This is a genomic window from Oscillatoria salina IIICB1 (assembly GCF_020144665.1).
Taxonomy (GTDB): domain Bacteria; phylum Cyanobacteriota; class Cyanobacteriia; order Cyanobacteriales; family SIO1D9; genus IIICB1.
The window spans coordinates 44,537-59,583 of the sequence record NZ_JAAHBQ010000052.1 but is presented as its reverse complement, the minus strand read 5'-3'; the positions used below and the strand labels follow the sequence as shown (position 1 = coordinate 59,583).

General features: G+C 39.5%; 16 protein-coding genes. 6 read left to right on the top strand and 10 right to left on the bottom strand.

Features of this window, described 5'->3' with window-relative positions:
* The coding region (locus tag G3T18_RS16315; protein WP_224411633.1) for a 2-succinylbenzoate--CoA ligase at window positions 1–1,144 on the top strand (1,144 nt) is incomplete at its 5' end.
* Between the two features lie 103 nt (window positions 1,145–1,247).
* On the opposite strand, the gene G3T18_RS16310 is transcribed toward G3T18_RS16315, so the two are convergent.
* Complete coding sequence (locus G3T18_RS16310; RefSeq protein ID WP_224411632.1) at window positions 1,248–1,970, bottom strand: PEP-CTERM sorting domain-containing protein; 723 nt, start codon at window positions 1,968–1,970, stop codon at window positions 1,248–1,250.
* A gap of 284 nt (window positions 1,971–2,254) precedes the next feature.
* On the opposite strand from G3T18_RS16310, the gene G3T18_RS16305 reads away from it, so the two are divergent.
* A complete protein-coding gene (locus G3T18_RS16305; RefSeq protein ID WP_224411631.1) occupies window positions 2,255–3,184 on the top strand; it encodes a DMT family transporter in 930 nt (309 codons plus the stop codon).
* Window positions 3,185–3,200: 16 nt separating this feature from the next.
* On the opposite strand, the gene G3T18_RS16300 is transcribed toward G3T18_RS16305, so the two are convergent.
* From G3T18_RS16300 to G3T18_RS16270, 7 genes are all read right to left on the bottom strand, one after another.
* Window positions 3,201–3,425 carry a type II toxin-antitoxin system HicB family antitoxin gene (locus tag G3T18_RS16300; RefSeq protein WP_224411630.1) on the bottom strand — a complete coding sequence of 75 codons (225 nt, stop codon included), beginning with the start codon at window positions 3,423–3,425 and terminating at the stop codon, window positions 3,201–3,203.
* 9 nt (window positions 3,426–3,434) lie between these two features.
* Window positions 3,435–3,641: a DUF2283 domain-containing protein gene (locus G3T18_RS16295; protein WP_224411629.1), complete on the bottom strand. Its 207-nt coding sequence runs from the start codon at window positions 3,639–3,641 to the stop codon at window positions 3,435–3,437.
* Window positions 3,642–3,656: 15 nt separating this feature from the next.
* Window positions 3,657–3,911: a DUF4258 domain-containing protein gene (locus G3T18_RS16290; protein WP_224411628.1), complete on the bottom strand. Its 255-nt coding sequence runs from the start codon at window positions 3,909–3,911 to the stop codon at window positions 3,657–3,659.
* A gap of 233 nt (window positions 3,912–4,144) precedes the next feature.
* Window positions 4,145–4,540: a DUF4359 domain-containing protein gene (locus G3T18_RS16285; RefSeq protein WP_224411627.1), complete on the bottom strand. Its 396-nt coding sequence runs from the start codon at window positions 4,538–4,540 to the stop codon at window positions 4,145–4,147.
* A 23-nt stretch (window positions 4,541–4,563) separates the two neighbouring features.
* Window positions 4,564–4,974, bottom strand: a complete 411-nt coding sequence (locus G3T18_RS16280; protein ID WP_224411626.1) for a hypothetical protein — start codon at window positions 4,972–4,974, stop codon at window positions 4,564–4,566.
* A 2-nt stretch (window positions 4,975–4,976) separates the two neighbouring features.
* Window positions 4,977–6,311 (bottom strand): protein kinase domain-containing protein, encoded by a 1,335-nt coding sequence (locus G3T18_RS16275; RefSeq protein ID WP_224411625.1) that lies wholly within the window; start codon window positions 6,309–6,311, stop codon window positions 4,977–4,979.
* A gap of 65 nt (window positions 6,312–6,376) precedes the next feature.
* A complete protein-coding gene (locus G3T18_RS16270; RefSeq protein WP_224411624.1) occupies window positions 6,377–6,784 on the bottom strand; it encodes an acyl-CoA thioesterase in 408 nt (135 codons plus the stop codon).
* Between the two features lie 114 nt (window positions 6,785–6,898).
* Here G3T18_RS16270 and G3T18_RS16265 point away from each other — a divergent pair, with 114 nt between their 5' ends.
* Both G3T18_RS16265 and G3T18_RS16260 read left to right on the top strand, forming a co-directional pair.
* Entirely contained in the window at window positions 6,899–8,143 is a 1,245-nt protein-coding gene (locus tag G3T18_RS16265; RefSeq protein ID WP_224411623.1) for an FtsX-like permease family protein, read from the top strand.
* A gap of 246 nt (window positions 8,144–8,389) precedes the next feature.
* Entirely contained in the window at window positions 8,390–9,181 is a 792-nt protein-coding gene (locus G3T18_RS16260; protein WP_224411622.1) for an ABC transporter ATP-binding protein, read from the top strand.
* Window positions 9,182–9,211: 30 nt separating this feature from the next.
* Here the strand turns inward: G3T18_RS16260 and G3T18_RS16255 are convergent, their stop codons facing one another.
* Complete coding sequence (locus G3T18_RS16255; RefSeq protein WP_224411621.1) at window positions 9,212–10,627, bottom strand: ATP-binding protein; 1,416 nt, start codon at window positions 10,625–10,627, stop codon at window positions 9,212–9,214.
* A gap of 167 nt (window positions 10,628–10,794) precedes the next feature.
* Entirely contained in the window at window positions 10,795–12,093 is a 1,299-nt protein-coding gene (locus G3T18_RS16250) for a serine/threonine protein kinase (RefSeq protein ID WP_224411620.1), read from the bottom strand.
* 214 nt (window positions 12,094–12,307) lie between these two features.
* On the opposite strand from G3T18_RS16250, the gene G3T18_RS16245 reads away from it, so the two are divergent.
* Together G3T18_RS16245 and G3T18_RS16240 are read left to right on the top strand one after the other, a co-directional pair.
* Window positions 12,308–13,726, top strand: a complete 1,419-nt coding sequence (locus G3T18_RS16245; RefSeq protein ID WP_224411619.1) for a dihydrolipoyl dehydrogenase family protein — start codon at window positions 12,308–12,310, stop codon at window positions 13,724–13,726.
* A gap of 384 nt (window positions 13,727–14,110) precedes the next feature.
* Window positions 14,111–14,941: a metallophosphoesterase gene (locus G3T18_RS16240; RefSeq protein WP_224411618.1), complete on the top strand. Its 831-nt coding sequence runs from the start codon at window positions 14,111–14,113 to the stop codon at window positions 14,939–14,941.
* Window positions 14,942–15,047 lie beyond the last annotated feature (106 nt).

The window sequence follows — 15,047 nt, the reverse complement described above, 5'->3', positions numbered from 1 at the left end:
AAACCTTTCTTCGTCACCTTTTAACAAATTACAAAAAACTGAAACTAACAATTTAAATATTACTTCGCAAACAGAAAATTGCCAAGCAAAAATAATGATTCCCACCGGAGGAACTTCCGGGAAAATTCGCTTTGCAATCCATACTTGGTCAACTTTAACCGCATCAGTAAACGGATTTTATCGCTACTTCGACGCAAAACCAGTTAACTCATTTTGCATTTTACCTTTATATCACGTTAGCGGTTTAATGCAATTTATCCGTTCTCTAATTACAGGTGGAAAAATAGCTGTTTTGCCCTACAAAAGCCTAAAAACAACAATTGCAGAAAATAAATTTTGCGACTACACCCAAAATCTCAAATTCCTTGAAATCCAAGATTTTTTCATTTCTCTCGTTCCTACTCAGCTACAATTTATCTTAGAAAAAAATCCTTCTTGGCTAGCAAAATTCAAAACGGTACTTCTCGGTGGTGCGCCAGCTTGGTCAACTCTTTTCGTAACAGCTAGACAGCATAAAATTAGACTAGCCCCTACTTACGGCATGACCGAAACTGCTTCTCAAATCGTTACATTAAAACCTGATGATTTTCTTGCTGGAAATAACAGTGCTGGCAAAATTTTACCTCATGCTAAAGTAGGAATTCGCAGCGATAAAGGTGAAAATTTACCTGCGAATCAAACCGGAAAAATTGCTATTAATGCTGCATCTTTATGTTTGGGTTACTATCCAAAATTCAGTCAAAATTGCGAATATTTTTTGACCGATGACTTAGGATTTTTTGATAGTGAAGGTTACTTAAATATTGTCGGACGTAGCAGTAAAAAAATTATTACGGGCGGCGAAAATGTTTTTCCTAATGAAGTAGAAGCGGCAATTTTAGCTACTCAATTAGTTACTGATGTTTGTGTAATTGGTTTACTTGACAAAAACTGGGGTCAAGTGGTAAGCGCGATTTATGTCCCGAAAAATAAGCAAATTTCAGAAAGAGAAATTAAAGCAGCGATCGCTGAAAAATTAAGCAAATATAAACAACCGAAAAAATGGATTTCTGTAACTCATTTACCCCGCAACTCCCAAGGGAAAATTAATTATCAACAAGTAGAAAAAATTGCTTTAACTCAAACGAAGATTTGCTCTTCTTAAGAAAAAATCAGAGAGTTTACTCCCTGGTTAATAGCTTAAATTTAATTCCCAAAAATATCGCCAACAAACGTAGTTATTTTCAGAGGAAATCACTCACTGCAAATTAAGCATCTTGCTTGCGACGACGAGTACGAGTTAATAGCGTACCGACAACACCGAGAGATAACAGCGAAATTGTAGCTGGTTCGGGTACGGAGGCTATATCATCGTTAGTTGTTAAAACACCTGCCTTAATTTGATAAGCTAAGTGAGAGTTTCTGGGGCGATCGCCAGTCCATGACATAATCGATGTACCAGTTAAAGTAAAGTTAGTTGCTAAATCACCAACTTCCAAATACTTCACTTCGCCTGGATTAGCAATTAAGTCAGGAAGAGATACACCATTCAGCGCCAGATTAACTAATGACATTGTGCTATTGTCACTGGAACGGGCGCGAATTAACAAATCTTCGATTAAATCGCCAGAAAAAGCCTGACTGCTGAGAAGTTTGTTGCCAACAGTATAGTTCAGTAAACCACCGTTTAATTCTAAAGTAAAATCAACTGCTTCGCCGTTTGTCCAACCATAATTACTTTGTGCAACTGGTAAGTTATTGTTATCGAAATCCAATAAACCCACTTCATAGGTTGCATTACCGGAACTATCGCCGATGCGACTTTCAGCCACAAATTCTTCTTTGAATTCTCCGCTATTTATCAAGCCGATAAACTCAGTATCTCTATTCCAGTCAGACTTTAGTTCAAAAGTAATAGCATTGGCGGCGGCGGAACTAATTGCTAAGCCTACTGTTGCTAAAGATAAAGCAATAAATCCTTTGTTGAACATCTCCGCTTTCCTCTCAAAATTACACTTGCACCCCTCCTAAATCCAGTCTAGGTCGGGAATAGAAAAATGTATACTGTTTTACCAAATCTTCATCGTCGGAGGTAAATTTGTGAGGTTTAGATGAAGTTAGGTAGCCAAACCATGAAAATAACTGATGCAGTTGTGGCTAAAATCGCCCGCATGAGTGAAGTTAAATTAACCAAATTACTGACAAACTAATATTTGACTGCGAAAAAATACTGAGAAAGGAAAGCGCAATAAGCGCAACTTTAGGAAAAATACTAATGGGATTGCATCGAGATTCAGGACGTTGGCGTTTAGGGCTAGGATTTTCCTTAGTTACTGTTTTTCTGTGGGGAATTCTACCAATTGCTTTGACAGTAACCCTTCAGGAATTAGACGTTTATACTTTAACTTGGTTTCGCTTTGTGGTGTCTTTTGTCTTGCTAGGATTAATTTTAGCAGTTAGGGGAAAACTGCCGCAAGTGAAGAAATTAACAGCTACACCGCTATGGTTGTTAGCGATCGCGACTATCTTCTTGGCGATTAATTACTTACTTTTTGTCCAAGGGTTAGCGATGACTTCCCCGGCTAACGCCCAAGTGTTGATTCAACTTGCAGCAGTGATGATGGGTTTAGGCGCGATCGCTATTTTTCGGGAACGTTATAATTTGCGTCAGTGGATGGGTTTAGCAGTATTAACTCTTGGCTTTATTCTCTTTTTCCACGAACAATTAAACAACTTAATTAATGCCCAAGGTACTTATTTACTCGGTTGTTTTGTGGTTGTCATCGCTGCCGCAGCTTGGGCGGTTTATGCTTTAGCCCAAAAGCAGCTATTACAAACTTTATCTTCTGCTAACATTATGCTGCTTATTTATGGTGGCTGTGCGTTAATTTTTACACCTTTTGCCCAACCGCAACAGTTATTTTCGTTGCCATCTTTACAGTGGGGAACGTTAATTTTTTGTGCTTTAAATACTTTAGTTGCTTACGGTGCATTTGCCGAATCTTTGGCACACTGGGAAGCTTCAAAAGTTAGCGCCCTTTTAGCGACAACTCCTTTAGTAACTATCGGATCGGTTTCGCTGCTTGATTGGCTAATACCCAGTTTAATTGCTGCCAATCCCCTAACCATTCTCGGCTTTTTCGGAGCTAGTTTAGTCGTCACGGGATCGGCAGCGATCGCACTCGGTAAAAGAAAACTAAATTAACTTTTTCACCTTGATTTTAAGCTACCTGAATTGAACTACCAAAGGTTTTCGGTTCAGGTAACTTTTCGCCGTTTTCTTTCGCTGATTCTGTCAATAGTTCTAACACCTCTTGAGCATTTTTTAGTGCTTCCTCATAGGTATCTCCGTGAGTGTGACAACCATCTCCCCATTCAGGAAAGCTAACCACATAACACTTGTCTTGTTCTGACCATTGAATAATAATACTATAACGAATTTTCATTATTTACTTTTAAACCATAACTCCTTCAACAATCACTTGACGGAGAGTTTCTTTGCCACCTAAATTTTTGGTAGCGTCTAAAATTTCAATTCCCGCTACTTGTCCATTACTGTCATAATCTATTGCAATACCTTCAGTTACTTCTTTGGTAGTAACAGTTGTTTCGATAAAAGTAATACTCAAAGCATCCACTTCGGGATCGTAGCTAATTTTCACAGTAAAAATCTCCTCTTAAAAATAATATGTATAGACAGTAACCACAATGATTTCTGTATCTTTTTCTACAAAGATAGGTTTAACTTGTTTCGTCGTGTAAAATTTGCCATTCCACTCTTGATTAAAAGAAAAATTCTTTCGACATTGTAACCTTTCTCGGTCTGCGATTGACCATGAACTTGTACGGATAGCTTCTTCAACTTCTGCTACAGTAAATCCTCGTTTATTTAAGTAACCTCTAGCATGAGCGGAAAGTCTAACGGGTTTCATTTTAAGTTAACCTTCATTAAACTTATTTTATCCTAACTAATATCAAGTTACATCCAGAGATAGTATCCTTGTAAGATGATAATGTGGAAAAATGTCATCCTGAGCGAAGCGAAGGATGACGTAAGATTAAATGATTGTATCTAGATATTTCATTCAGTTAAATATTTTAGTCTCTAAACCCCTACTATATTTAAGTGCAACTTAGTATAAGGTGGGCATTGCCCACCCTAGATTTAAAAAGTAATAAAGTTGCCGAATGCGCCTAAACTGGTGATTTTTGTGTTGGGAAGTTCGGTGGTATAAACGCTCAAAATTACGAAATTTTGGCGTGTAGTTGTGCGATTAACTATGGCTTGAATTGGCAAACTAACGACATTACCACTACTAGCGATCGCGTTACGACAAATATCCCCTGCGCCATCAAATACGCCTTGGAGAAATTGCGGTAATTCTCGCTGTTGACAAGTAGCGTCTTGAATTTGGCTGACTAGCTTTTCGGAAGCATATTCAGCGTAAGCTTGTTGGTTGGGGTTGGTGGCTACCATGACACCGGAAAGAAGAGTTAACGCGATGGCTCCGCCGACGCGCCGGGCGCGTATCGCGCCTTTTCCCCATTTTGATTTAAGCATCTTTTTTCCCTCCTTTATTTCTATTATGGACTAATTAAATCTCGTTCGCTTTCGCGATACTGGCGGATGAGGCTTAATCGCTGAATGGGGCGATATACAAGAATAGTTAACAAGGGCAAAGTATTGAAACAAATTGCTATTGGTATCCAAAGATTAGTAAATCCTAGTTGCCAAAATAAGCCGAGACTAATTCCGGCTAACACTGTTACAATTGGTAAAAATATGGCTAAAATTCGTTGAGATTTGTCTAGACGTATTTGTTGCCAAACTTGACGAAAACTCCAAATAACTCCGGCGGGAATTACTGCAATGGCAAGCGATCCCAAGGCGATCGCGCCAATAATTAAAATTATTTTGATTAGCCAATTGGAAATGTTATATAAAATCCAAATTAACAAACCAGTAACAATTATTAAATGTATTACTTGTTCCATAGCTAAAAGCCCACTTGCCACAACCAAATATTATTTATTGTTTCAATTACTTTCTCCATTACCAAGCTAAACAGCTTAATTTCATAGGGTGCAAAAGCTGAAAAAACTAGCAACATCGACAACCAAAACCAAGGTAGCTTTTTTTTGGCGATCGGCAAGGGTGCAGTTTTCACTTTTAAAGTCACAATTTGGGTTGACTTTGTGGCATTTGTATGCAGTAAAAGCACTCGCCGATAAACTTTATCTGCTTTTAATTTACTGGTATCGATCTGAATTTTACATTGAATTGAATTGCTCCTAAATTGACGAGGATGAAACGAAATCCAGAAATGATAATCTGGTGTATGAGGTGGATCGCTCGAATGAGGAGCAACCTGCCAATTTCCCTCTAAAAGTGTTTCGGGAATTGAGTTTGTAATAGTAACAGTTTTAGTTAGTTTTTCGCCGATATGTTGAGACTCAAATTCTAAGCTAGTTGCCGAAAGTTCAACTTCGGGAGTGCGAATTACATAAAGAGGTTGCAGTGCAGCTAAAGCAGCTTCAGCACTGGGAAAACGCTTTTCGGGATCGGGTTGAACTAAATTTTCTAACCACTCAATAAAACGAAAACTGAGTTGACTGACTAAATGCTGAAAATTAATTTGATTCGTCGCTAAATTAATTAATTCACCGATACGAGTAGACTTCGTTTGCGTCAACAAGCAAATCAAAGTTGCACCCAAACCATACAAATCTGCTGCTTTGGTTAACTCGCGATCGTATAATTGTTCGGGAGCCATAAAGCCAAATGTACCCGCATGAATACTGCTAGCGGCGATCGATCCTCCACCAATTTTGGCAAAACCAAAGTCTACTAAATAAACATTTAATTCGTCATCAACTAAAATATTTTCTGGCTTGAGATCGCGGTGAAATACTGGCGGAATTCGCTCTTGCAGATAAACTAATATTTCTAAAATTTTCACCGCAATTTCCTTAATTTCTTCCGAAGCAAAACTGCGCGGAGTTGATAAAGGTTGAGCGTGTTTGTATTCCTGCACTAAGCAAATTCCCTCACCAGGATCGAATGAATCTAAATAGCGAGGTATTCCCAGATGATTTAAACTGCGTAGCACTTGAATTTCGCGCTCGACTGCTTTACAATCAGACCAGTCGCTGTTACTGGTTGCAAAGCGAAATTGCTTGATAACTACAGCGATATTTGTGGCTAAATTAATTGCTTGATAAGTAACTCTTCCTCCTTGATAATTGTGTCCTAATTGCTGTTTCACTTGATAGCCAAAGCTTTCAAAGTTCGGTAATTTAATTAGATTTTGTTGGTAGCGCCCGGTCTGCATAATACTTATATACTACACAAAATAATTAGCAATCGGCGCGATCGCCCAATCGCGCCGTTGCTCCTTTAAAATAACTTCAGCCAGTTAACCAGAGCCTCCGGTAGATTTGCTCTTTTTCTACTTCCAGGATTAATACAAACGTGACGAGTATGGGCTTTTGCTACTTGGTCTTTTCTTGACAAATTGGCTGAAATATGGTAATAAATTTCAAACTCGTTGAGGCTGATTTGTCGAGGTGTGAGGGTAATCAGAAGTTTGTCGCCACAAAACAAAGGACGAAAAAAGTCTACACTACTATGGATGACGGGAACTGCTGTCTCGGAGTTCCCGACAAAGGTTTTGAGATCGATTCCCGTGTGGGCTAAAGACTCTTCATAAGCTTCGTGACAAAATGTTAAGACATTGGCAAAATAGACAACACCAGCAGCGTCGGTATCTGATAAGCGTACAGTGCGAAAATAGGTAAATGACATATTTTACTCTTGTTAGTAGAAGAACAAAAAAATAATCAATGAAGACCAATTTTTTCCGGCTAAAGTCTTAAGTTAAAATTTTAGAAAAAATCAGAAATTGCGGTTAAATAGATTATGGCTTCTCTTGCGCGAAAAACCTTATTTGAAGATATTCCTCGTTTTTTAGTTGCTCAAGCGGGAATCATGTTTGCCGTCAGTTTAGTAACAATTCAAACGGGAATTTTTAATAGTTTTGCTCGTTCGACAACCGATTTGATTGAAGATTCGCCGGCTGATATTTGGGTAGTTCATAAAACGATAATCAACTTGGATCAACAGTTACCAATGCCTTATTATTATTTAACCAAATCCCAAAGGTTGTCAGGAGTAAAACGAGCCGAAGCTTTAATTCTTGACACGGCGGTTTGGTTAGATAAGAATGACAAAATAACACTGGTGCGGTTGATTTCTTTCGATCCCCAAGGACAATTATTTAAGCCAGAAAACATTACTCAGGGTAATATTGACGATCTAAATCAGCCTTATGCGGTAATGGTAGACGAACTGAATTTGAAGACTTTAAATGTCCAAAAAATGCAAGAAAGAGCCGAAATTAACACTTTACCAGTGCAGATTGTTGGGATGACGCGAGGAAATACTTCGATAACTGCTAATACCTTTGTCTTCACCTCCTTGTCAAATGCCAATACTTATCTTAATTCGGGTTTTCAATCAAGTTTAAATTGTAAACTGAGTTCCGATTCTGGGGAAATCGAATGTAGTAATATTCGGATTAAAACACCCGAAAATCAATTACCTCCCAAACCCGCAGCATTAGACGCGGCTGATTCGATTACATTTATTTTAGTTTCTGTAGATGATAATGCGGATATTGACAAGGTGAAAGCAGAATTAGAAGCAAATTTACCCGATACTCGCGCGTTTACGAAAGAAGAAATTGCGAATTTGAATCGTACTTTTTGGCTACAACGAACGGGAATTGGCTTTATTCTCGGTTTAGGTGCAACGGTGGGAATAATTGTCGGGATTGCGATCGTGGGACAAATTCTTTATGCTTCTGTATCGAGTCATATTAAAGAATTTGGCACTCTCAAAGCAATGGGCGCGTCAAATAAATATATCTATGGGATTATTATCGAACAAGCGTTGTTGATGGCAATATTAGGTTACTTTCCTAGTTTGGCACTTTGTTTGGGCATTAGTACCTGGGCTGCGGCTACTCAGGGTATTTTAATTCTGATTACTCCGACAACTGCCATACTGGTTTTTGGAGTGACGGTAGTTATGTGTGTGGGTTCGGCTTTTTTTGCGATTCAAAGAGTAACGAAAGTCGATCCGGCGATCGTTTTTAAGGCTTAAGTTGAAGGGGGTTTTTGTCTCGCATTCGGCGGAGCCGTTCTCGTAGAGTAGACGCTAAGACGCAAAGTAAGGGCGCTAAGTTTGTTTGATGATTTTTACTGACAATTTAGGTGATTTATGATAAAAATCGCGTAACTGAAAATCAAGTTTGTCAAGAATGGAACATTTTAGCGTGAAAATGCAACTACGAACTGACGATAAGCCTCTGGCATGGCTTCGTGTACGCGTTTAAGATAATTTGGTGTGATGAGTGTTTTAGAAAGTAAAAAACGGGCTGCTTCTACCGTAAAAGCATTGAAACAAAACCAAACAGAAAAAATTGCGATCGCTTGTAATGGGATTGAAATGGTTTTCCAGTCGGGAAAGCAACGTTTTCGCGCTTTGCAAGGTATTGATTTGCAGATTCCACCGGGTACAATTCAGTTGTTGATGGGTCCTTCGGGTTCGGGGAAAACGACGTTGCTGTCGGTTTTGGCGGGTTTACTGACACCGACGACGGGTAAGGTGGAGTTACTTGGAGAAAATATTACCGTGATGTCGCCCCAACAGCGATCGCGTTTTCGTCTACACAATCTTGGCTTTATTTTTCAAGGTTTTAATTTGTTTCCGGCGCTTACTGCAAAGGAAAATGTGGAATTAGCGCTTAATTTACAGGGAATTAAGGGAAAAGCCGCTAAAAGTGAAGCGCAATTTCTGTTAGAAGAAGTAGGATTAGCTGATAAACTGCAAAATTTGCCTCGCGATTTATCGGGGGGACAAAAACAGCGTGTGGCGATCGCGCGGGCTTTGGCTGGTAAGCCGAAAATAATTATGGCAGATGAACCGACTGCCGCGCTAGATTCTCATAGCGGACACGCTGTAATCGAGTTACTGTGTAAGTTAGCTAAAGAAGAAGACACTACTGTGGTGATGGTAACTCACGATCCTCGAATTAAAGACGTTGGCGATCGCATTGCTTACCTTGAAGATGGTATCCTCATGCGAGAACCCAATCGAGATTTACCTAACAATGATAGACGTAATTTCTCTGAATATTAAAATAAATTAATTATCCGCGTTTATCTGTGTTCATCTGTGGTTAATTCCTAATTCTGCCTGGAGAAAATCAATAAATTGCCTGGCGGTACGTCCCGATCTACCATTATGTCGAGTTGCCCATTGTTTAGCCTGAAATTCTAATTCTTCGTTGCTAATTACTATCTTTTCTAACTTAGCTAAATGGCGGACAATTTCCAAATAAGTGTCTTGATTTGCTGGTTCAAAGGTAAGAGTTAAACCGAAGCGATCGCTAAATGAGAGTTTCTCTTGGACTGTATCCCAAGGGTGGACTTCATCGTTATCGCGGGGACGCGGGCGATCGCGAAAAAATTCCCTAACTAAATGTCTTCTATTTGAGGTTGCATAAACGACTACATTTTGCGCCCTGGCGGTTACGTTTCCTTCTAAAACTACTTTTAAGGCTTTAAAAGCTTCGTCGTCTTCCTCAAAGGATAAATCGTCTACAAAAATAATAAATTTCTGTGGTAAATTACGCAGTTTTTCGACAATTATAGGTAGGTCTTTTAATTCGGATTTTGCGACCTCGATTAATCTCAATTTACTATCCCTAAATTTTTGTAACAAAGCCTTGACTAAAGAGGATTTACCCGAACCGCGACTGCCATATAAAAGTACGTGCAAAGCCGAATATCCAGCTAAAAGAAATTCGGTATTTTTTAATAAATTTTCTTTTTGGTATTCATAACCAACAATTTCTTCTAATTGGATCGGATCTGGATTAGGAATGCCAATTAATTGATTTTGTTGCCAGCGTAAAGCTTTATACTGGGCAAATAAACCTGTACCCTTTTCTTGATAGTATCTGGCTAATTCGGGAATTGCATCTGCCCAATTTTTTTGCTGATGAAGAAAGCTGTTTGAGTTTGTTTCTAAATCCCAAGCGATGGGCTGAATTCTGGCAAGATTTTGGGCTAAATCTGCTACTTGTTCGTTAAAGTTATTAATACCTAAAGTTTCTAATTCTGCTGTATATTCTTCAGCCAAAAGACTATATTCGAGTGATTCCTCAAAGTTAAGTAAAGATTGTCCGGCATTTAATTTAGCGATAAATTGTACGCCTTTTGTTAGTTGTTGACTGCGGCATTTTGCCAAATTTTGTAAAGCTTGCAGATCGTATTTAGCTGCCGCAACTAAAGCAGGTGGTAAATTTGAAATATCTGCTTGTTGGACTTGCCGCGAAAAAGGATTATCATCTAATAAAATTCGCTCGATTAAGTAATCTTGCCAAGTTTTATTTTGGTTGGCTAAAGCTTGAAACCATTTCCCATAAGCAGTGCGACAAATACGCGCATTTCTTTGTCCAAAACTATCTAAAAGTTCTAAAAAAGCTTGTCCAACTTCATTTTTTAATACAGATTGATATAAAAGTAGAGAAGATGCACAATGTTGCCAAAAGCCAAAAGCGGCAATATTTAATTCAACCATGAAAGTAGTTTTATTTCCGTTAAAATCAGTGAATTGTCAAGGATCTTTCTAGCTAAACTGAGGCAAGAAAAATAACTATAGCAGAGAACGAGTTGGTTAGAACATCCTTATTTTCGGAAAACATTGCTAGCATAGACTCCGATTGTTGTTTACTGTTCGTTGTTATATTACCAACTACCAAAAGTAAAGTGATGCCCCAACCAACCTAAACCTAAACCCAACCAAGAAGTTAAAGATAAAATCAACATGGTATCTAACTTGCGGAAATAACGATTTAACCTATTTCCCGCTTCAAATAAAGCCTCAGCCCAAATAAAAGCCACCGGTAAAGCCACCGAGACAGCCACAGCCAAAGCAAAAGGCAAATTCAAAGCAACTTTTAAGCCCCAAGTCCAAATTGCAGCCCAAGCAAAGGCGATCGCCATTCCCCAACCGATCGCCCAAATCCAACCTAACATCCACACACAAGCCCAACTCCAAGCCCAAACACCAGCCCATACCATCGCCGCCGCGATCGCACCAGGCTGCGGAAAATATTTCCCCAATAACCAACCCGCGATCGCGTAAAATGCCCCACTAACGGCAAGAAATCCCCACGGCAAACTAACGACCTGAGTAGGTTCAGTGACGGGTTTGATAGTTTTTAGAGGAAAAGCCTCAATCGGGATGATTGCTGACTCATTTACAGGCAACTGAGAACGTATTATTTCTGGGGTAGAACTCAGTAATTGTTGTCTTGCCCCAACCAACAAATTTAGCCATCTTTCCATCGACTGAGGGCGTAGCGAAGGTTGTAAAGCCATGCCTTGTAAAATAGCCAGATTCAGGCGATCGCTGACGCTAGGATTTAACTGCTTCGGCGCAATCAAACCTTCTCCTAATCTACGTCTTGGCAGCGAAGGCGGAACTTCTGCGGTTAAAAGAAAATACAGCGTTGCCGCCAAACTATAAACATCTGTTTCCCTCGGATGGCTAAACTCTCGCGCCTTGCCAAAATCCAGCAAAATCGCTTCTTTCCCATCTGGGCGCAAAATAATATTACGCGGATTCACATCCCGATGGACAAAACCCTGCTTATAAACCGCAATTAGCGCCTCACCAATTTGCCGAATATAGCGCAAAGCATCATTCTCCGGCAAAATCCCGCGATTCGCCACCCTACGCCCCAAAGTTTCCCCAGGAATGTACTCCATCAACATTCCAAACAGCTTCCCCTCTTGGATAACATCTTCCAAGCGGATAATTTGCGGATGCTGACATTGCTGAAGACGTTGTACCTCAGCAAAAAACTCTTTTTGGGCGAGATCGAAATCACTCTCCAACTCATTCTTATTCAAAGCTTTCAGGGCGTATATTTGCCCGTTTCTTGCTTTTACCCGATAAATAATGCTATTTTCACCTCTAGACAATACCGCTTCGATAACGTACTGTCCTGCCTGCAACTCCTGTCCTAATGCCCAAGCCATAACCTAATCTGTATTTTGGGTACTGCTTCCTATCCCATTATCAGCATAGATTTACTGTCAGTTCCGGAAACGAAGCTAAAGGTTTGGCGATCGCTACTTACTTTTCCCGCTACACTTCACCTCTCAGCCCAAATTAATTTTCGTAAGCTACAAAACAATTAAAGCCCTTTATATTCAAGCAAAATTTTTTTTATTGAAAAAGGTAAACAAAATTATGGCAGTTGATTACGATGTGGTAGTAATTGGTGGTGGTTCTGGTGGTTTAGTCATTGCGGCGGTAGCGGCACAACTTAACGCCAAAGTCGCTTTAGTAGAAAAAGATCGGCTGGGAGGTGACTGTCTTTGGTACGGTTGTGTACCTTCTAAATCTTTAATTCACGCTTCCCGTATCGCCTACGATGTTAAAAATAGTTCGCGTTTTGGGATTTATACTAACCCGCCAGAAATTAAATTCGCCGAAGCAATCGACCACGTTCAAAACGCGATCGCTGCCATTCAACCTCACGACTCGCCAGAAAGATTTGAGAATCTTGGCGTTGAAGTTATCTTCGGTTCTGGTAAATTCATCAACAAATCTACCTTTGAAGTTAACTCCCGTCAATTGCAAGCCCGCGCTTTTGTTATTGCTACAGGTTCTCGTCCCGCTATTCCACCAATTAAAGGTATCAAAGAAGCAGGTTATTTAACTAACGAACAAGTCTTTACCCTCCCCAAAAAACCCGAATCTTTAGCTGTTATTGGTAGCGGTCCCATTGGTTGCGAACTCGGACAAGCTTTTCATCGTTTGGGGTCACAAGTAACCATTATTTCTAGCAGTTCTCATATTTTACCAAAAGAAGAACCTGATGCAGCAATAGTAGTTGAAAAACAGTTAGAATCTGAAGGTATTCGTCTGCTGAGAAATATCCGCGCCGAACGAGTAGAAGTTATCGATGGGAAAAAATATATTGACGCAGGAACTCAGAAAATAATTGTTGAGGAAATTTTAGTTGCTACAGGACGAACGCCCAACATTGATACTCTCAACTTAGAAGTTGCTGGCGTAGAATTTGGCAAAAAAGGGATTAAAGTTAACCAAAAACTGCAAACAAGTAATAAACGAATTTATGCTTGTGGCGATGTAATCGGCGGTTATCAATTTACTCACGTCGCCAGTCATGAAGCCGTCGTTGTCTTAAAAAATGCTTTATTTTTTCCCTTTAATAAAGTTGACTATCGCGTAATTCCTTGGGCAACTTTTACCGAACCAGAGTTAGCCCGCGTTGGTTTAACTGAAAAACAAGCTCAAGCAAGATATAATGATGTTCATATTCTTAAACAAGACTTTGCTAATGTCGATCGCGCCCAAGCCGAAGCTGCAACTCATGGTTTTGCCAAAATAATTTGTCGCAGTAACGGTGAAATTCTCGGCGCACATATTGTCGGTAAATCCGCAGGGGAATTAATTCACGAAGTTGTTTTAGCAATGTCCCATAAACTGAAAGTTTCTGCCCTTTCAGGTATTCACGTTTATCCGACTTTATCGGAGGTTAATAGTAAAGCAGCCTTGCAACTTTCCAAACAAAAATACGCCCAAAAACAGTGGCAACAAAATCTGTTTAAAAAGTTTTTCGATTTCCGGCGATCGCTTTAATTTAAGTTAGTTCGTAGTAAGGACTTTAGTCCTCTAATTCTTTGAATTACTTGCCAACTGTTCGTAGTAAGGACTTTAGTCCTCTAATTCTTTGAATTACTCGCCAACTGTTCGTAGTAAGGACTTTAGTCCTCTAATTTCTTGAATTACTCGCCAACTGTTCGTAGTAAGGACNAGAAATATTCGGGCTAAAGCCCTCACTACTAACTAAGAAATATTCGGGCTAAAGCCCTCACTACTAACTAAGAAATATTCGGGCTAAAGCCCTCACTACTAACTAAGAAATATTCGGGCTAAAGCCCTCACTACTAACTGAGTCCTTACTACGCAACAACTAATTAAGCTATCCTAGAAGCGCGGTTGTCTGGGGAGTAAACAAAAGTAATGCCGTCGATCTGGTCTGGACCATTAAGTGTAGAAAGGATTACAGTAGCGATCGCCGATCTCTCACCATCCTTACAAGGTACGAAAATCGTTCATCTGTCAGATTTACACTACGATGATGGACTTTCCGAAACCCTTCTCGCAGAAACTATCGAAATCTCTAACCAAGAAAACCCTGACTTAATCTTACTTACCGGAGATTACGTCACTGACGATCCTACACCCATCAACAGCTTAGTATTGCGGTTGAAACACCTAGAAAGTAAGTTAGGTATTTTCGCTTGCTTGGGAAACCACGATCTCTACTTTTTGCATTCTAAAGCTTTAGTCACTCAAGCTCTAACTCGCGTTGGTATCCAAGTATTATGGAATGAAATTGCTTATCCTCTCGGAGAACATTTACCTATTGTTGGACTTGCTGATTTTTGGTCGCGACAGTTTCGTCCGGAACCAGTCTTTAGTAAACTAGATCCCAATACTCCTCGAATTGTTTTGTCTCACAATCCCGATACAGCAGAAATCCTCCAAAAATGGCGAGTCGATTTACAACTTTCGGGTCATTCTCATGGGGGACAGGTAGTAATTCCTGGATTTGGATCGGCAGCCCAATTAATCCAACCAATGCGAAAAATTACACCTCAACCATTACAATTATTTATTCCTTATTTGCGTCAATGTTCTAGAGTTATGAGACACTGGGAATGGGCGCAAGGATTTCATCGCATCGGGAATAATCAACTTTACGTTAATCGTGGTTTGGGAACTTATTTCCCGGGACGCTTTTTTTGTCCGCCAGAGGTGACAATTATTACTCTGATAACTCAACATTAAATATGTAGTAAAATTGTCGATTAAGACTTAATTTTTTGTCCAGTTAACAGTTACTATTTATTACCAAAAAACAAACAAAAAAGCAACAATAAATTATTAAAATTAA

Excerpts from the sequence above, each read along its gene's own strand:
- G3T18_RS16255 (WP_224411621.1), bottom strand. The coding sequence starts at position 10,627 with ATGGTTGAATTAAATATTGCCGCTTTTGGCTTTTGGCAACATTGTGCA.
- G3T18_RS16240 (WP_224411618.1), top strand. The coding sequence starts at position 14,111 with ATGCCGTCGATCTGGTCTGGACCATTAAGTGTAGAAAGGATTACAGTA.
- G3T18_RS16285 (WP_224411627.1), bottom strand. The coding sequence starts at position 4,540 with ATGCTTAAATCAAAATGGGGAAAAGGCGCGATACGCGCCCGGCGCGTC.
- G3T18_RS16245 (WP_224411619.1), top strand. The coding sequence starts at position 12,308 with ATGGCAGTTGATTACGATGTGGTAGTAATTGGTGGTGGTTCTGGTGGT.
- G3T18_RS16305 (WP_224411631.1), top strand. The coding sequence starts at position 2,255 with ATGGGATTGCATCGAGATTCAGGACGTTGGCGTTTAGGGCTAGGATTT.
- G3T18_RS16290 (WP_224411628.1), bottom strand. The coding sequence starts at position 3,911 with ATGAAACCCGTTAGACTTTCCGCTCATGCTAGAGGTTACTTAAATAAA.
- G3T18_RS16300 (WP_224411630.1), bottom strand. The coding sequence starts at position 3,425 with ATGAAAATTCGTTATAGTATTATTATTCAATGGTCAGAACAAGACAAG.
- G3T18_RS16275 (WP_224411625.1), bottom strand. The coding sequence starts at position 6,311 with ATGCAGACCGGGCGCTACCAACAAAATCTAATTAAATTACCGAACTTT.
- G3T18_RS16265 (WP_224411623.1), top strand. The coding sequence starts at position 6,899 with ATGGCTTCTCTTGCGCGAAAAACCTTATTTGAAGATATTCCTCGTTTT.
- G3T18_RS16260 (WP_224411622.1), top strand. The coding sequence starts at position 8,390 with ATGAGTGTTTTAGAAAGTAAAAAACGGGCTGCTTCTACCGTAAAAGCA.
- G3T18_RS16270 (WP_224411624.1), bottom strand. The coding sequence starts at position 6,784 with ATGTCATTTACCTATTTTCGCACTGTACGCTTATCAGATACCGACGCT.
- G3T18_RS16280 (WP_224411626.1), bottom strand. The coding sequence starts at position 4,974 with ATGGAACAAGTAATACATTTAATAATTGTTACTGGTTTGTTAATTTGG.
- G3T18_RS16310 (WP_224411632.1), bottom strand. The coding sequence starts at position 1,970 with ATGTTCAACAAAGGATTTATTGCTTTATCTTTAGCAACAGTAGGCTTA.
- G3T18_RS16250 (WP_224411620.1), bottom strand. The coding sequence starts at position 12,093 with ATGGCTTGGGCATTAGGACAGGAGTTGCAGGCAGGACAGTACGTTATC.